We start from the raw sequence: 12,627 nt of genomic DNA, 5'->3' as shown, positions 1-12,627 counted from the left end.
GGGCCGGGCATGCCGGCCCCGCCGTGCTGCTACCTGGGGAGCGGGAAGTTGCTGTTCTTCAGCCCGCCCTTGGGCATCTGGATCTTCGAGACGCTGCGGCCTGCCCGGACGTGGTTCCAGGTGATGACGAAAGAGGCCAGGACGTCGGTCTCGTTGGCCCTGCCGGTCCGCTGGGTCGCCTCGGCGGTCAGCTTCTTGTTCAGCGCCCAGATGGGGTGTCCGTCCGGCAGGCCGACGGGCTTGATCAGGTGGTCGAAGAACCACTTCGCGTCGCCGCCGCTGGCCCTGGAGGTCACCCAGTGGGCGATGGCCACGACCGAGGACGGGGCGAGGATCCGACGGCGGGCGGCGACAGCGAACTCTGCCGACCACTGGATGCCGGGGTTGCTGTCGAGATAGGCGTACATTTCCGCCGGGCTCGGGGACGCACCGCCTGCGTTGACATAGCTGCCGCGGTCCCACATGTGGGCCCGGCGCAGCAGGGCAGCGAGGACGCTGGTGTTGCTGCCGATGTCATCGATGCTGAGCCGGTCGCCCATGGTGCGCTTGGCGCCCCCGTCGATGGTCCGCTTGGCTTTGTCGACGACCCCGCGAACGATGAGCAGCGGGAACGAGGCGTCGGGCCATTCGTGTTCGGCGATGGCGGTGAGGCGGTGCTGGCCGTCGATGAGGGCACCGTCGGCGGAGAACACGATGGTGGATCCGTTGATCGTCCATTCGCCGGCTCGCATGTCCCGGCCGTACTGGGCGACCATGCCCTTACGCACGTTGCGGTTCTTGATGTTGCGGAGGAGCCACAGGCGGGCAAGTTCCGGGGTGACGTCGACGAGCTCGATGGTGACCTCGGGCAGGTTGTACTTGTCGAGGTTGAAGGCAACGATGTTGTCGTTCACTTGGAGCTCTCCTTGGTGAGGGCGTTGTGGAAGCCGTGCAGGGCTTCCAGTTCGGTGTTGAGGCGCGCCGCCCAGATGCGGCGCGTCTCTTCGTCTTGACGGGCAAGGTGTGCGGGCGTGAGGGCCTGCAGGGCCTCGCTGGTCTGGCGAAGTTCGGTGAGGGCCGAAAGGACCGTGCGGGCGACGTCCAGGCGGGGCTGCCGGTCGGGGGCGCGGGGCGGGGCTGGAGGCGGGGTTACGGCGGCTTCGAAGCCGGGGCCCTCGGGCTGGCGCCAGTCATCGCCAGCGAGGAGGTCGCCGTCGTCGACGACCTCGGCGTCGATGACCTCGGCCGTGCGGGCGGCGTAGGTCTCGCGGACGGCGGCTGCCGTCGGCTGGCCACCGGTGCGTTCGACCGTCTCGCGCCAGACGTCGACGCGTTCCGGCTGGGGAACTCGGGCGAGTTCGCGGGCCTGCCCTTCGTTGGCCGGGGCCATCTCTCCGCTGTCTACAATTGTTGACACCGCCGAAGCCGCAGCGGTGAGTTGATACGCCCGTGCCCGACTGAAGCCCCACCGCTCGCGGCAATACGCCTCGAAGGTCCCGTGTTCCGACCGGTACAGCTTTCGTTCCTGGATGGCGGCGAGCGCGTTGCCAACTTCGACGAACGTGTTCATGCCGCGCTCGATGACGCCTTCGAGCCGAGCAAGGTCGGTCTGCTCGTCGACATTGAGGATCTCGTTCACTTGCTGCTCCTTTCACGGGTTGGGTAGGTCGACCTGCTGGCCGTCGATGCAGTGGCGCCACCAGCCGGGGCGGCCGGGGATGGCGATGGGCGGCCAGTCGGGTGTTGCTTCGATCGGACGTGGCGGCGGGTCGGGCTCGTCGGGGACTGTCTGCAGGCGGCGCACGGCGGCCTCTCTGGCTGGTGCGGGTGGTGGTCGGCTAGGCCGCGGCGGTGGTGCGGGTGCCGGTGAGCCACTGTTCGGCGACGTAGCGGGCGTAGGCAGGCGGGATGCATTCGCGGAGTCCGTCGCGGGATGCCCAGGGCATCTGCATGTCGTCGCGGGCTTCCTGGACGCCGGAGAAGTTGCCGACGTAGTGGGCCATCTCGCCTGGGCGCCGCGGCCGGCCCATCTTGGTGAGGGGCGCGGTGTGGGCGGGGTGTTCGGGCGGGGTGAGGGTCCAGCCGCCGGTCTCGAACAGGCGGTGCCGGTACGTCCGCATCCCGAACGCGGCGCCGCACAGCATCACCGGGTCTTTCAGCTCTGGCCGGGCTTCCTCGACGTTCTCGATGACCCAGGGGAGGCCGGTTTCGTCGAGGAGTTCCCGGGTTGGGGCGATCAGGTCGGGGTGTTCCCGCTGCTGGATTTTCTGGGCGCGGGAGTACCGCTGGCAGGGCGGGGAGGCGTGGATGAACGCCACGTTCGCCTTGATCCAGTCCATGTGGACGGTCAGGTAGCCGAGGGTGTCGGACTGCCAGAACTCGTCGCCGATGTAGCGGGGCTGGTCTTCGAGGTCGACGCCGATGACGTGGAACCCGGCCTGCTGATAGCCGGCGGTCGCGCCGCCCTGACAGCAGTACAGATCCAGAAGGATGGGCTTCATCAGGCGGCCTTTCGCATGTCTCGGATCTGCTGCTGGACGGTGCTGTCGCTGATGCCGAGCCGGGCGGCGATGTCGTGGTCGGGGATCCCGAAGGAGGCCAGGTGTGCGATTTCCTGACGGCGGTAGGCGGCGAGCTCGCTGCGGCCCATCTCGTCGGGCCGCTCCGGCTGGGCTGCCGGGTCGTCGATGAGGTCGTCGTCCCATGCGGCCGGCGGTGGCCATCCGTCCGCGCTGGCCCGGTTGCGGCAGTAGCTCGCCCGGTAGGGGGGGACTCCTGCGGCGACGGGGTCGGCGTTCCACATCTCGTCGTAGGCGGCAGCTACGGCGTGCGCGGTCCGGGCGTACACCCGGTCCTGCTTGAGGATGGTGGTGACGTAGTAGGGGTGGCAGCTGATGCGGGGTCCGATGTAGAGCAGAGGCCAGCCGAGGGCTACGAGTGCCTGGATCCGTCGCTTGGTACCGGTGGAGTCGATGCGGCCGGCGACGACGTCATTGGGCTGGACGTCGAGGATGGCCCTCGCGTTGGCTTCTCGGATCTTGGTGGCGCGGGGGCGCGTCGCCGAGAGGCGGTAGAGGAGTCCGCTGATGATGGACCTGCTGACGCCGCTGGCCTCGCTGAGCTTCACGACCGAGACGCCGGCTGCCATGAGGTTGCGGATGTGGCGCGCGACCGGAGCCGCGGGGATCAGTGCGCCCTTGGCGGGGTTGGAGCTCATCGGTGGTCCTCCGTCCTCTGCTGCGGGATGAAGATCAGTTCGGCTGCGATGCGGTCGTCGCTGTACGGGTCGCCGGGCTGGGTTTCGACGGCGGCGGTGCGGGCGGCCCGGACTTTGGCGACGTCGGCCGCGACTTGACGGGTGCGGGCGGCCTGTCGGGCGGTGCGCTGGAAGCGGCCGTAGCGCTTGTGCCAGGCGTCCCAGCCGTAGGTGGCGATGAGGAGGAGGCCGACCGCGATGCCGATGCACGTCCACACGGTTTCGGAGGCGTTCATGCGGCTGCGCTCCGTCGTGCCGCCTTGCTGCGGGTGGCGACGGCGATGCCCTTGTCGGTGAACTGCCAGACGGCCAGGCGATGCCCGTGGGTGCTGTCAAGGGTGGACGGGACGACCTGCCCGGTGTGCTGGATGAGGCCGCCGGTCCGCATCGCGTTGATGGCGGCGCCGAGGAATCCGTGGCTGAGCGGCGGCAGCAGGTCGCGGAAGTCGTTGGCGGAGGCGGTGCCGTAGGCGCGGATGGTGGCGAAGATTGCCTGCTCGACGAGGAACTGGTCCCAGGACGACTGGTCGGCTATCTCTTCCAGCAGCAGGTCCTTCTCGGCTGCGGCGTGGCGTTCGGCGACGGTGAGGCGACGGGTCATGACGCGTTCTCCTCGCTGGCCTTGGCGATGCCCTCGCAGGCGGCCCGGTCGTCGGCTACCTGGGCGTCGTAGTCCCTGCTGCGTGCGGTGACCGCGTTGAGGAAGCTGCCGATGGACTGCTCTTCCGGTGTGGCGGGGGTCCGGTCCTCGAGCTGCTTCTCGGCGTCCCAGCAGCGGGTGCAGAGGAGGGACTGCTTCTCGCGGTCGCACCAGCGGCAGGCGACGGGCAGGAGGTGGCAGTTGTGGTCGGGTTCGTAGAGGAAGAGGGGCCGCTGCTGGTGGCAGTGGTCGCAGTAGGCTTCGAAGGGCTGCAGGGGCTTCGCGTCCATGGCGATGTCCTTCCGGATCTGCTCTGCTTGGGGTGGGCGGCCTCGATTCGGGCGAGGCCGCCCGAGTGCGTCTACTGCTGGGCGGCCGCCTTGAGGGCGATGCCGCGGGTCCGGATGTAGTCGCCGAGGCTGGTCGGCTGTCCGGTCTCCGGATGCATCAGTGGAGTGGCGAGCGCGCTGGCCGCTTCGACCTCGCGGTACAGGGCGAGGAGGCCGGCCGGTGTTGCCTCAAGCGAACCGGCGGCGTCGACCCACGCGGAGGTGTCGATCTCCTTGGCCCCCGCTCGCAGCCAGTCCAAGTACGGCTTGGCGATGTCGACGCCGCCGTCGGGCTGGTCGATCTCCAAGCCCCGGAAGGCAGGGCATCGGGACTTGATGAACCGGAGCTGGTTCTCCTTGTTCATCTCGGCGGCGACGCCGAACTCGTACTCGATGCCCTTGCGCTGCTCGGCCTGGATTCCCATGTCGACCGGGTCCTTTCGGCCGCGCTCCAGAGCCCACTTGCGTGACGCGCGCATCGTGCCGACGACGTGTCCGGGGTAGGTCATGAGCGCTTCGATCATGTCGTTCTGCAGATCGCCCGCTGGCTTCCATCCGGCGAAGGTGTTGCCGCCGAACTTGTCCTTGGCGAACTTCTCAACCTGATCGAGGGTGCCTTCGGACCCCTTCCAGAAGTGGGTGAGGGAATCGACCATCACGACCGGATAGCCGGCGTGCGTGGCGGCGGCCAGTGCCTTGATCAGATTGCGGGGGTTGTAGTTGTGCATCGGCAGCGTGTCGAACGGGGTCCTGATGTCGTCGAGGTAGAGGGAAGCCGCTCCGCGTTCGGTGTCGATGACTGCGAAACGTCGACCTTCCGCGAAGCCGGCGGCGATCTTCAGTCCGGTCCAGGTCTTGCCGGAGCCGGACGGGCCCTGGATGGACAGGCGGGCCTTGTGGCCGTCCTTCGTGGCGGGCCGGAACTCGTAGGGCCCGTCGTCGTACTCGTTGGTCTGCTGCTGCGGTGCCCGGCCGGTGCGGACGGGCGGGGGAAGTTCGGACACGGTGGCTCCTAGGCGTACTGGCGCTCGATGTAGGGCGGCAGCCCGATGACGGTGGAGGTCTCGCTGTAGGCGGGCCAGTGCCCGGTCTCGCGGCCGTAGAGGTACCGGCTGGCGGCAAGGTGGGTGTCGCGCTGGCCGGCGTACCGGGCGACCGGGTCGAGTTCGGCGACCTGGACGAGGTACGGGGGCTGCTTCTCCTGGAAGATGAACTTGAAGGCGCCGCCGTCGGGGATCAGGCCGAGCTCGACGGCGCCGCGCCGGTAAATGTGCTCCTGGATCGTGTAGCGGAGCTCGTGGACGGTCTTGCTGAGCTTGTCCGGGTGGACGGACTGGGTGGTCTTGTAGTCGGCGATGAGGTCGGGGCGGAGCCAGTCGAAGCGGCTGCGCCACCAGATCGGACCGTCCGGCCAGAAGATCGACTGTTCGGCGAGGCCGGACCCGGGGGTGAGGATCTCCGACGCCTCCGGGTCCGCGGCCAGGACTTCCGCCATGTCGCAGATCCGCTGGTAGTCGGCCTGCTTGAGCGGGACCCCGCCGGCTTCCCGTATGGCCTTCACCTTCGCCTTGGCGGCGTTGGTGTTCCACTTCTCCTCGTTGACCACCACCAGTTCTGGACCGTTGCCGAGCACCACGGTGTGGGCCGCGGTGCCGAACTCGAACTCGGGCTTGTGGGGCTGCGGGTTGTCGAGCTGCCACTTGAAGCGGGCGGGGCAGTCGGCGAGGGTCTTGGCGCCGGTCGAAGAGAGGCTGCCGCCGGGGACCGGGTCGGAGTGGTAGAGCTCGGCGGGGATGTCGTACAGGCCCGGCTCGATCTCGGCGGCGTCGGTCATTCGTCCACGTCCTGGGCTTCGTAGCAGCCCTCGCACATGTCGCCGTCGGGAGTCGGAACGAAGGGTCCGTTCTCGTCCTGGCAGCTGTCGTTGATGCAGCGTCGCGGGGCCATGTCGGTCCTCTCAGGGATGGGTCGGGCCAGCCCCCTGCGGGGGGAGGTGGGGGCTGGCCCGTGGCCGGAGCGCTACGGATGCGCTCCACGGCCGGTCTGGGCGGTTGGTGGCCGGGCTCGGAGGCCGGTATCATCCGCCGGCCCGGCGGTTCTTAGGCGGCTCCGGCCGTCGGCGGTGCGACGCGGAACTCCTCGACGTCGAAGAGGTCGCCGGCGGGGGCGAGCTTCTTCGCGGCCCGCCTGATCTTGCTCAGCACCGCGTCGTGACAGGGCCTGCACATCGCGGCCAGGCGCTTGGCCGGCAGCTGGGCCGCGGTCGCGAAGTCGCCCTCGTTGATCGGATCCCGCGGCATCGCGATCAGGACGATCAGTCCGACCTTGCTGACGTGATCCCCGTTTCGGACGTCGCAACGCTGTTGCTTGCGGGTGCGCTCAGGGTCGTGCTTCTTGCCGCAGGCGCCCAGGCATTCACAGCGGTCCTGAGCGTTCTTCATCACGGCGGTCCAGAGGGCGGCGCCGACGAGCGGCGGTCGGACGGTCATTTCAGGCCTCCTTCTCGGCCTCAGGGGCCAGCTGCATCGGCACGTAGGCCGCGGGATCGGTGGAGCCGTATCGGGCCCGGATTTCGCTGACGTCGATCGGGTGTGTCGGCTCCTCACCCGGCCAGATGTCCCGGGTACCGCAGTCGACGGAGAGGGAGGTGGCGTTGGCCAGCGCTGCTTTCAGCCGGCTGCCTTCCTCCCGTTCCACCCGCAGGTCTTCGAGGAGACCGGAGATTCGGATCCCCGCGGCGTCGAGCTGCAGCTGGAGTTCGGTCGCCTCGGTCGCGTACCTGATCGCGGCGACCGTCGCGGCATCCTTCTGCCGGTGGAGGGCCGCGACCTCGGAGGAGCTGAGACGCCGGTGCCGGCCGTGCTGGCGGGCTATGTCGAGCAGGCTCATCGCGGCACCGCCAGCAGCGGGTCCTTGCAGATGGGGTGATAGCAGGGCTCACCTGTGATCCGGTCATAGCCCTTGCAGCTCAGATGCCACTGCCACAGCCGGTCGATCACACGCTGCTCCGCAGGGTTCAGGCGGTTGTCGCGAGCGATCGCGGCCTCTGCCGTGAGGGGGCGGCCAGCGAAGAAGCAGAGGATTCCGTTCTCCGTGAAGTGGAAGTCGGAGATACATCCCGTCTTCTCGTTGACCGGAGCGCTCCACTCGCAGCGGGGGCATTCCGTCTGAAGCCCGAACGACGTCTCCCATACGGGAGTCAGGTAGTCGTTGCTCACTGGGGGGCTCCCGGCTGGTCGTCGTCGAGGGTGGGCTCGTCGGCCTTCAGCTCGGCGATCTCACGGTCCCGGTCGGCGAGCACCTCCTGGAGCCGGGCGACCTCTGCCTCGGCGGCTGCTGCCCGGTCGTACTGCCAGGCCAGTCGCAGGCTGATGTCAGCGGCCATCGGAGGCACCGCCCTCGGCGACACCCAGGTCCAGCCCCATACCGACCTCGCCAGCCTCGGGATGAGCGCTGTCGAACATGACCAGCGGCCGTCCGGTGAGGAGGGCCTGCATGAACGTCTCGCCGAAGTTGCTGTCCTTGTCGCTCATGTCGATGCGGATGGGCTCAGGCACTTCGGCCTCCGGTCTGGATGCGGCGCCCGAGGGCGATGAGCAGGAGTGAGGCGGCGGTCGCCGCGGCGAGCTTGAGGAGGAGGCGCGTCACAGGTGGCCGCCCGTCTTGCCTTCGAACTCGGCGTAGGTCTCGGTGAGACCGTCGTCGAGCGAGTCGGCGTAGTCCGGGTCGGCGAGGCCCAACGCGGCCAGCAGTAGGGCGCGGTCCTTCTCGTCCCGGGCGTGCCGGGCGATGCAGGAGGCGGCGTCACGACGCTCGACCTCGCGGAGGGCTTCCTCCTGCGGCGGCATCGCCATCAGTTCGAGCCGAGGGTCCAGCAGGTCGGAGCTCACGCCGCCACCTGCTTCTGCTGAAAGTGCCGGAACCGGTTGAAGCGGGTGTGCACGTCCTCGATCGCGTCGAGGTACTCGGCGATCGACCAGGGCTTGATGCCGGCGGCCCGGCGGGCGAACTCGGTCTCGACGTCGACCAGCGCGGCCGTCTCCTGATCCGCAAGCTGGGGCAGCAGGGCGGTCACGACGCCATCGCCTTCGGGGCGGCCTTCGCGGCGTCGTACTGGCCGATGCCCCAGCGGATCGCGTGGCAGGCCCACAGGAACGACCAGTCCCAGTCGGCGAACGTGAACTCCCACGTGTCCCTGAACCGGAAGCCCTTGAACTCGAACCCGTCCAGCAGGCCTCGGGCCTCGGTCTCGTCGCTCAGGTCGTAGTCGAGCAGGTTCGCCCGGAGAGCCTTGCCCAGGCCGGCAGGTACGCCGTTGTAGCGGACGGCGCCCACAAACAATTCCTGAACTGTCTGCCTGAACGCGTCCTCCGAGTACTCCTTGACGGAGTCCCGGCCGCCGTCGAGCTTCTGACCCCAGTAGTGCGGGTCGATCCCGCCCTTGTCGCGGAAGAGCTCGAACATGTCGACGTCGCGGGTGAAGGTGTAGCTATCCCGGCTGTAGTCCCCGCGGATGTGCAGGACTCCGGGCCAGGTGACCAGGTCGAACCAGTAGCTGTTGTGCTGGGGCTGGCGGAACCGAAGGTGTCGGTACAGGCCGTCCTCGTGCAGCACGGTCATCCGGTGGTTCGCTGTGTCCTCGGCGAACCGGGCGGCGATCTCGGGGTACTCGCTCACGACTGGCCTCCGGCTCGCAGGTACGGGTAGGTGGTGGCGCCGGTGAACGGGCAGGTGCTGTCGGCGTCGAGGTCAAGGAACTGGTGCCGCTGCTCCAGCAGCTCGCCGGCCTTCGTCGCGGTGATCGCGTCAACGTGGGTGAGGACGATGTAGCTGGCGTAGCCCTTGAGGCAGACGGCAGGCTTTCCGCTACTGGTCAGGAACGCGGCGGTGCGCGTCTGGGTGATCAGGGAGCGGTGACCACGAGCACCGGGGTAAGCGACGACCCAGGTACCGATCGGGTGGGCCAGGTTCCAGGTGTCGATGACGACCTTGGGCGTCGGCACGTCCAGGCGGGCGATCGGATTCAGCGCCGCCACGGACTGCGAGCCGGTGTCGACGGGGAGGAGATCAGCCACGGGACTCACCGCCGTCCGCGAGACGCATGAGCTCGTCAGCGACTCGGATGATCCCGACGTTCTCGGAGACCTGGGCCCCGGCGCGGGCACCGGAAGCCTTCTCGAACTGGCGGAGCTCCAGGGCGATGACGGAAGCCTCGGCCAGCACCTGCCGGCGGTAGGCGGCAACAGCGTCCCGGAACTGGTTCGGCTCGACGAGCGCCGTGCCAGTAGCCAGGCGGAAGGCCATCACCTCGAGCAGAGCCTCAGCCGTCAGGGAGTCGGTGGGGTTGGTGGGAGCCGGATCACCGGCGATGATGTTCGACATCGGTCCTCTTCTCCTTGCATGTAGGCGTGCAGGTGAGGGGTGGATCGGGAGGCCCTGGCCGGCGGTGTGTGGTAGCCCGGCGGTCGGGGCCGCATAGCCGCTAAGCGGCGGACGCGACGGCCTTCGTCTCGCGGACGGGGCGCACGTCGTACATGGCGGAGATCTCGCGGATATGCGCCAGCTTGAGCGAGATCTTGGCGGCGCCCCGGTTGTGCGGCCATTCGTAGGTCTGGCACTTCTTGCGGATGACGCTGGCCTTGAACGGCAGCAGCCCCAGTTCCTCGATCTTTTCCGGCGTGTAGTGCCGGAGCTCGGCCTCGGTCGAGGCGACCGGGAGAGCCTCCTTCGTCGTCCTGCGGTTCACTGCTTCTCCTCGTGGGTTATGGCTTCCGGTGCCACGTTGAGGGCGCCGGCGACCTTCAGGACGGGCTCTCCCGCCTGGTGGATCAGGCCCCTCTCCAGGCGGGAGAGGTAGCCCCGGTTCAGCCCGGTCATGTCCTGGAGGGCGCGCAGGCTCAATTTTCGAGCCTTGCGGATGGCCTTGATTGCCTGTCCGTTCGGTCTCACGCTTAGAATTCAAGCGGACTCTGCTGGACTCTGCAAGCCCTCTGCTGGAATCTCACGCTCTAATTTCGAGCATGACATCGCGTGCCAGGGTTCCCGATGGGGGCGCGTTGGCATATGCGGGGCGCGCAGTGCAACCCGAAGTGCTTGAATCAGCCACTAACTCGCAGGTCAAGGCTCGGAATGCAGGCTTCTTGGTTGCATGCTTCTGAGGCATGATGTGGGCATGGACATGGACTGGGATCAGCTCGGAGCGGCACTGAAGGCCGACCGGCTCCACGAAGGCGTGAGCCAGGAAGACCTCGCCGAAGCCCTCGGCGTTGGCCGATCCACGATCCAAATGATCGAACGCGGGCACGTGTACCAGCGGCCCACGCCGACAGTCCGTGCGTTCGCGCGCCGGCTCGGCTGGACCGAAGACTCGGTAGACCGTGTCCTTGCCGGAGGGCAGCGCCGCAAGCGTGCCGCCGATACGGAGCCGGCGCAGGCATCCCAGGAGCTGGCCGCGCCGAGCAGTCGCCTCCCTCTCGTCATCGTCGATGAACTTGAGGAGGACGGGCCGCTCGTCGATGCCACCGTCATCCCGCTCGGCGGCGACGCGCGCATGGTCATCATCGTGAAGGGCAACCCGGACGCCTCTCCCGAAGAGATGCGCCGCAACGTCGAAGCCTGGCGCAAGGCGAAGCGGCACCTGCAATCTCTGGACGAGGACGGGCGTAGCGGCTTGCCGCCCATCGCGAACCACGGCTAGCAGAAACTCACTTCAGTTACTCCCCGCTCTCCACACGTGACCCAAATGTGTGGTTGCATGAACGAACGCTGGCGATGGGCCCACCAATCGGTCGAGTGAGGTGCCGATGTGTGTTCAAATCGCCATGGTCGACGACCTGCCGAACGATGGGCTTGTGCTCGCTGAGCGAGTGCCCGCTGGCTACGAGGTGTCTGTCGACGTGTCTCTCTTTGCCGAGGACGGCTCGCTCACTGATCCAGGCATTCGGTTCGTGGCCCTGGCGCTTGCCAGCCTGCGTGACCAGCTGCAGTCCATAGTTGGCGAGCCGCCGATGGCACCACTCAGATCAGTTGCTGGATGACGATCGTGACAAGCGGGGGTGCGCAGTGGCCTACGCCGAGAAGGTCTTCAAGGTCCGCGGTGGCAAGCAGACGAAGCAGTTCACCTGGAGAGCCCGGTACAAGAAGCCGGACGGAACGTGGGGGAGTGAGCCTGGCTTCCCCAGCAAGGCGACAGCCGAGGCCTGGGGTGAGGAGCAGGAGGCCGCAATCCGAGCCGGCCGCTGGCTCGACCCGGAGCTAGCCCGCAAGCACTTCGGGGCCTGGGCCCGGGAGTGGATGAAGGCGAAGGGCGGGCGCCGCGGCAAGACGGTCGACGGGTGGTGGGACCTTCTGGAGAACGTGATCCTTCCCAAGTGGGAGCACGTGCCTCTCATGCAGGTCAACTGGTTCGATGCTGATGCCTGGGCTGGTCAGATCCCAGCGTCGGATGCCCGGGTCGACCATGCGCTGTCGCTGATGTCCTCGATCCTGACGGGCGCTGTCGACGCGAAGCACCTTGCCACCAACCCCCTGTTCGGGCGGCGCCGTACAGGGAAGGGGAGCAGCGAGGCGGTGAAGCGCAAGCGGAAGACGAAGCACGAGGAGATGTGGGCGCCGCCGGAGGTCGTGATCCGGCTCGCCCAGCGCCTTGGCCCGGCGAAGGGGCTGCACGTCCTTGCCACCGCCTTCACGGGGCTGCGCTTTGGCGAGGGGCTTGGGCTGCATCGTGACGACGTCCTGGCGGTCAGGAAGCAGTCTCACCGCGGGGCGGTCTTCACCTGTCCCGTACTTCGGGTGCACCAGGAGTACGCCGAGTACACGAAGCGAGACGAGAACGGAAAGAAGCTCGGGCTCGTGAAGGTGCTGGAGCCGCTGAAGAACGAGAGCTCAACGCGGGACATTGACGTGCCCCCGTTCCTTGCCCGCTTGCTCCAGCACCATCTCGACGACTGGCCGCACGAGTTCATCTTCTGCCAGCCGAACGGCGGCCCGTGGTGGACGGGCAACTGGGCGCGCCAGCTGAGGCCGGCGGCCGACGGGCGACCAGAGCGCGCCAAGCGGCAGGGCGCGTCCTTCCGGGCGGCGTGGGAACCGATCATGCCGGGCCTGGATTTGAGGGCCTTGCGTCACACTCATGACACCTATCAGGATGAGATCGGCGTCCGGCCCGCTCTGGCGCACGAGCAGGCAGGACATCGGAGGCAGGGAATCAAGGGCGTCTACCAGCACCCGACGCCGGCGATGCGGCAGGAGCGCTTGGACGGCCTCGAGGGCATCTACTGGGATGCGATGGCGAGGCTGGGCCTGAAGACTCTGTGGAACCGAGTTGATCTCCTAAAGATCTCCCAAGAGGTCGAGGAAGATCAGGCAGAGGCGGCCTAACCGCAGGTCAAATGGGCAGCTGAACTCGTGTGCCGCCGGTCTCC

The 12,627-nt window shown here is 67.9% G+C and carries 23 protein-coding genes; 2 read left to right on the top strand and 21 right to left on the bottom strand.

Annotated features, from left to right (window positions below):
• Window positions 1–29 precede the first annotated feature (29 nt).
• From ACWGIU_RS14120 to ACWGIU_RS14020, 21 genes are all read right to left on the bottom strand, one after another.
• Window positions 30–893 (bottom strand): hypothetical protein, encoded by an 864-nt coding sequence (locus ACWGIU_RS14120; RefSeq protein ID WP_453705571.1) that lies wholly within the window; start codon window positions 891–893, stop codon window positions 30–32.
• The gene (locus ACWGIU_RS14115; RefSeq protein WP_453705569.1) at window positions 890–1,618 is read right to left on the bottom strand and encodes a hypothetical protein; all 729 of its coding nucleotides are present in this window, start codon (window positions 1,616–1,618) and stop codon (window positions 890–892) included. The genes ACWGIU_RS14120 and ACWGIU_RS14115 overlap by 4 nt, the downstream gene beginning before the upstream one ends.
• Before the next feature lie 199 nt (window positions 1,619–1,817).
• Window positions 1,818–2,480, bottom strand: a complete 663-nt coding sequence (locus ACWGIU_RS14110) for an SAM-dependent methyltransferase (RefSeq protein WP_453705567.1) — start codon at window positions 2,478–2,480, stop codon at window positions 1,818–1,820.
• On the bottom strand, window positions 2,480–3,196 hold the full coding sequence (locus ACWGIU_RS14105; protein WP_453705566.1) for a hypothetical protein: 717 nt from the start codon (window positions 3,194–3,196) through the stop codon (window positions 2,480–2,482). The genes ACWGIU_RS14110 and ACWGIU_RS14105 overlap by 1 nt, the downstream gene beginning before the upstream one ends.
• On the bottom strand, window positions 3,193–3,471 hold the full coding sequence (locus ACWGIU_RS14100; RefSeq protein ID WP_453705564.1) for a hypothetical protein: 279 nt from the start codon (window positions 3,469–3,471) through the stop codon (window positions 3,193–3,195). The genes ACWGIU_RS14105 and ACWGIU_RS14100 overlap by 4 nt, the downstream gene beginning before the upstream one ends.
• Entirely contained in the window at window positions 3,468–3,836 is a 369-nt protein-coding gene (locus tag ACWGIU_RS14095; protein WP_453705562.1) for a hypothetical protein, read from the bottom strand. The genes ACWGIU_RS14100 and ACWGIU_RS14095 overlap by 4 nt, the downstream gene beginning before the upstream one ends.
• On the bottom strand, window positions 3,833–4,165 hold the full coding sequence (locus tag ACWGIU_RS14090; RefSeq protein ID WP_453705561.1) for a hypothetical protein: 333 nt from the start codon (window positions 4,163–4,165) through the stop codon (window positions 3,833–3,835). Before ACWGIU_RS14090 ends, ACWGIU_RS14095 begins: the two co-directional genes overlap by 4 nt.
• Window positions 4,166–4,236: 71 nt before the next feature.
• Window positions 4,237–5,208: an AAA family ATPase gene (locus ACWGIU_RS14085; protein ID WP_453705559.1), complete on the bottom strand. Its 972-nt coding sequence runs from the start codon at window positions 5,206–5,208 to the stop codon at window positions 4,237–4,239.
• Window positions 5,209–5,216: 8 nt separating this feature from the next.
• Entirely contained in the window at window positions 5,217–6,038 is an 822-nt protein-coding gene (locus tag ACWGIU_RS14080; RefSeq protein WP_453705557.1) for a PD-(D/E)XK nuclease-like domain-containing protein, read from the bottom strand.
• A gap of 265 nt (window positions 6,039–6,303) precedes the next feature.
• Window positions 6,304–6,693: a hypothetical protein gene (locus ACWGIU_RS14075; RefSeq protein ID WP_453705555.1), complete on the bottom strand. Its 390-nt coding sequence runs from the start codon at window positions 6,691–6,693 to the stop codon at window positions 6,304–6,306.
• A 1-nt stretch (window position 6,694) separates the two neighbouring features.
• Window positions 6,695–7,093, bottom strand: coding sequence for a hypothetical protein (locus tag ACWGIU_RS14070; protein ID WP_453705553.1), 399 nt, complete (start codon window positions 7,091–7,093; stop codon window positions 6,695–6,697).
• On the bottom strand, window positions 7,090–7,422 hold the full coding sequence (locus ACWGIU_RS14065) for a hypothetical protein (RefSeq protein WP_453705551.1): 333 nt from the start codon (window positions 7,420–7,422) through the stop codon (window positions 7,090–7,092). The genes ACWGIU_RS14070 and ACWGIU_RS14065 overlap by 4 nt, the downstream gene beginning before the upstream one ends.
• Window positions 7,419–7,589 carry a hypothetical protein gene (locus ACWGIU_RS14060; RefSeq protein WP_453705549.1) on the bottom strand — a complete coding sequence of 57 codons (171 nt, stop codon included), beginning with the start codon at window positions 7,587–7,589 and terminating at the stop codon, window positions 7,419–7,421. The genes ACWGIU_RS14065 and ACWGIU_RS14060 overlap by 4 nt, the downstream gene beginning before the upstream one ends.
• On the bottom strand, window positions 7,579–7,761 hold the full coding sequence (locus ACWGIU_RS14055) for a hypothetical protein (protein ID WP_453705547.1): 183 nt from the start codon (window positions 7,759–7,761) through the stop codon (window positions 7,579–7,581). The genes ACWGIU_RS14060 and ACWGIU_RS14055 overlap by 11 nt, the downstream gene beginning before the upstream one ends.
• Window positions 7,762–7,848: 87 nt before the next feature.
• A complete protein-coding gene (locus tag ACWGIU_RS14050) occupies window positions 7,849–8,094 on the bottom strand; it encodes a hypothetical protein (protein WP_453705545.1) in 246 nt (81 codons plus the stop codon).
• Window positions 8,091–8,279, bottom strand: coding sequence for a hypothetical protein (locus ACWGIU_RS14045; RefSeq protein ID WP_453705543.1), 189 nt, complete (start codon window positions 8,277–8,279; stop codon window positions 8,091–8,093). Before ACWGIU_RS14045 ends, ACWGIU_RS14050 begins: the two co-directional genes overlap by 4 nt.
• Window positions 8,276–8,881, bottom strand: a complete 606-nt coding sequence (locus ACWGIU_RS14040; RefSeq protein ID WP_453705541.1) for a hypothetical protein — start codon at window positions 8,879–8,881, stop codon at window positions 8,276–8,278. Before ACWGIU_RS14040 ends, ACWGIU_RS14045 begins: the two co-directional genes overlap by 4 nt.
• Entirely contained in the window at window positions 8,878–9,279 is a 402-nt protein-coding gene (locus tag ACWGIU_RS14035) for a hypothetical protein (RefSeq protein WP_453705539.1), read from the bottom strand. Before ACWGIU_RS14035 ends, ACWGIU_RS14040 begins: the two co-directional genes overlap by 4 nt.
• Window positions 9,272–9,586, bottom strand: a complete 315-nt coding sequence (locus tag ACWGIU_RS14030; RefSeq protein WP_453705537.1) for a hypothetical protein — start codon at window positions 9,584–9,586, stop codon at window positions 9,272–9,274. The genes ACWGIU_RS14035 and ACWGIU_RS14030 overlap by 8 nt, the downstream gene beginning before the upstream one ends.
• Before the next feature lie 100 nt (window positions 9,587–9,686).
• The gene (locus ACWGIU_RS14025) at window positions 9,687–9,950 is read right to left on the bottom strand and encodes a hypothetical protein (protein ID WP_453705535.1); all 264 of its coding nucleotides are present in this window, start codon (window positions 9,948–9,950) and stop codon (window positions 9,687–9,689) included.
• Entirely contained in the window at window positions 9,947–10,153 is a 207-nt protein-coding gene (locus ACWGIU_RS14020) for a helix-turn-helix domain-containing protein (protein ID WP_453705533.1), read from the bottom strand. The genes ACWGIU_RS14025 and ACWGIU_RS14020 overlap by 4 nt, the downstream gene beginning before the upstream one ends.
• A gap of 223 nt (window positions 10,154–10,376) precedes the next feature.
• Here ACWGIU_RS14020 and ACWGIU_RS14015 point away from each other — a divergent pair, with 223 nt between their 5' ends.
• The gene (locus tag ACWGIU_RS14015; RefSeq protein WP_453705531.1) at window positions 10,377–10,901 is read left to right on the top strand and encodes a helix-turn-helix domain-containing protein; all 525 of its coding nucleotides are present in this window, start codon (window positions 10,377–10,379) and stop codon (window positions 10,899–10,901) included.
• Window positions 10,902–11,266: 365 nt separating this feature from the next.
• Entirely contained in the window at window positions 11,267–12,583 is a 1,317-nt protein-coding gene (locus ACWGIU_RS14010; RefSeq protein ID WP_453705529.1) for a hypothetical protein, read from the top strand.
• The last annotated feature ends 44 nt before the right edge of the window (window positions 12,584–12,627 follow it).

The organism is Streptomyces sp. NPDC054840 (assembly GCF_053611065.1).
This window is presented reverse-complemented; position numbering and strand designations above follow the sequence as displayed.